Raw genomic sequence first — 1,802 nt, forward strand, 5'->3', positions numbered from 1 at the left:
TACTTAATTTGTCCAGCCAACTGTTTTTTTGGGTGATCGCCTCTCCTCAAAAATAGTTACTTTGTACTATATGCCCATGCCAAAATCGGGGTTAATGCTCTATTTATTTCAAAATGAGAATTGCTGGGTTAAATAATCGAGTAGCGACTGTCTAAGAAATCACTGCAGCCGACCTGTGTTATATTATTTTTGGATTAGCCAAAATCAATAGCGGCGGGTGAGTTCGGGCGTTACGCGGCCAGTCCTCGTTTAAGACAGTGGCTTGAAGTTGCTTGCGGGGCATTCATTGACGATAAAAATTGCTTGGCATGGATAGCTGTAACGACAATTTGTAACTACAATTGGTTATTGTAGCTGTCGTTCGGTTATGGAATATAAATGGGATGAAGCAAAACGTCTTGCTAATCTTCGTAAGCACGGAATAGATTTTACCGATGTTCCAGCCGTGTTTGATGGGGATATTGTAACGGTTGAGGAGGATCGTTACGGTTATGGAGAGCAGCGTTTTGTCACATTCGGTTTGTTGCAAGGGCGAGTGATTGCCGTTGTCCATACAGAACGTGAGGATTGCACCCGTATTATTTCTGCAAGAAAAGCGACGAAATATGAACAACGAACCTACTTCGAGCAACTCTCAAACTGATTGGCAACGATTGGATGCGATGAGCGATGAAGATATTGATTTATCAGATTGTCCAGAGATTACGCCAGAAATGTTTGCTAAGGCGGTAGTGCGGCGGGGTTTACCTGCTACAAAAGCCAAGGCTCAAGTTACACTCCCCATTGATGGCGATGTATTGTAAAGTTTCAATAGAAATATAGTCAGATATAGTCAGGCATGGCAATATATGGACATGAAACTATCAGACTATTGTTCGTCACGGGATTTGCTTGGTGTAGGCTAGACTGTAAGCAGCTAACTAAATCACCCCTAATTCTTGTGATAGAGATTTCCCCATGCCCCAAGCCTTGAAAGCAATTTATCATAGTGGTACGTTCATCCTTCAAACAGCTTACGATTTACCTGAAGGCACTGAGGTGGAGCTTTTTGTCAAATCACCTCAAATTATTCCCCCAAAGATTAGCGATATTGCGGCTAGGCAGAATTTTTTAAGGCTGCTTGTTGAGCGAATGCAACAAAACCCCATTCCCTCTAATGCTCCCCAGTTTACTAGAGATATGTTGCATGAACGCTGTTGACACAAATGTTTTAAGGCTCTTCGTTACTTGTTATGGTTCGATAGGGGGGCATAAATCAACAAAATCTTTATCTGGTAAGGGATTTAATTGATTAGTTCGCTTTAGATAAAAAACAATTGACAAAAATCGCCCAATGTCTTTCTCTATAAGGGTTCCATCCCTTATAACTCCCGTCTATTGCATAAGATAAACCGAAGAACCTGTTTTAATTTACGTCAATGATTCGCGTTATCCTAGTAAGCAAGCAGGCAATCGCAGCTTCTCTAGTAGCTAATCTGACAGAGGGAGTTTTAATTTGGCAGGTTGCCTGCGAATATTTAGCGGCAAGCCGCAAACTTGAGCCATTTGGGTATTGCCTATCCTTTGCACACCCAACGAACTGATGGGAGATTAAGTCATGTGGACAGATGAAATTGTCGAGGAGATCCACTGAATCCGTGAAGAGTATGCCAAGTCCTTCAACTATGACTTGGATCCCACATTCCGCACCCTCAACTGTCACAGATCAAAAAAGCCATTAAAGTAGTACATAATAACTAAAATTAATTCAAAGGTTAAAAGGGTTAATGAGAATATATAGCATTAAAAGGGGTATGGAGCGA

General features: G+C 41.5%; 3 protein-coding genes. All 3 read left to right on the forward strand.

Annotated elements, in window-relative coordinates; all coding sequences use genetic code 11:
• Nucleotides 1–367: 367 nt before the first annotated feature.
• The 3 genes from IQ224_RS23255 (at nucleotide 368) to IQ224_RS23265 (ending at nucleotide 1,200) form a co-directional block, all read left to right on the forward strand.
• The gene (locus tag IQ224_RS23255; protein WP_194033544.1) at nucleotides 368–643 is read left to right on the forward strand and encodes a BrnT family toxin; all 276 of its coding nucleotides are present in this window, start codon (nucleotides 368–370) and stop codon (nucleotides 641–643) included.
• A complete protein-coding gene (locus IQ224_RS23260; RefSeq protein ID WP_002747119.1) occupies nucleotides 606–803 on the forward strand; it encodes a hypothetical protein in 198 nt (65 codons plus the stop codon). The genes IQ224_RS23255 and IQ224_RS23260 overlap by 38 nt, the downstream gene beginning before the upstream one ends.
• 154 nt (nucleotides 804–957) lie before the next feature.
• Nucleotides 958–1,200, forward strand: coding sequence for an antitoxin family protein (locus IQ224_RS23265; RefSeq protein WP_084990020.1), 243 nt, complete (start codon nucleotides 958–960; stop codon nucleotides 1,198–1,200).
• The last annotated feature ends 602 nt before the right edge of the window (nucleotides 1,201–1,802 follow it).

The sequence above is a fragment of the Microcystis sp. LEGE 00066 genome (assembly GCF_015207925.1).
GTDB lineage: Bacteria > Cyanobacteriota > Cyanobacteriia > Cyanobacteriales > Microcystaceae > Microcystis > Microcystis ichthyoblabe_A.

Excerpts from the sequence above, each read along its gene's own strand:
- IQ224_RS23255 (WP_194033544.1), top strand. The coding sequence starts at position 368 with ATGGAATATAAATGGGATGAAGCAAAACGTCTTGCTAATCTTCGTAAG.
- IQ224_RS23260 (WP_002747119.1), top strand. The coding sequence starts at position 606 with ATGAACAACGAACCTACTTCGAGCAACTCTCAAACTGATTGGCAACGA.
- IQ224_RS23265 (WP_084990020.1), top strand. The coding sequence starts at position 958 with ATGCCCCAAGCCTTGAAAGCAATTTATCATAGTGGTACGTTCATCCTT.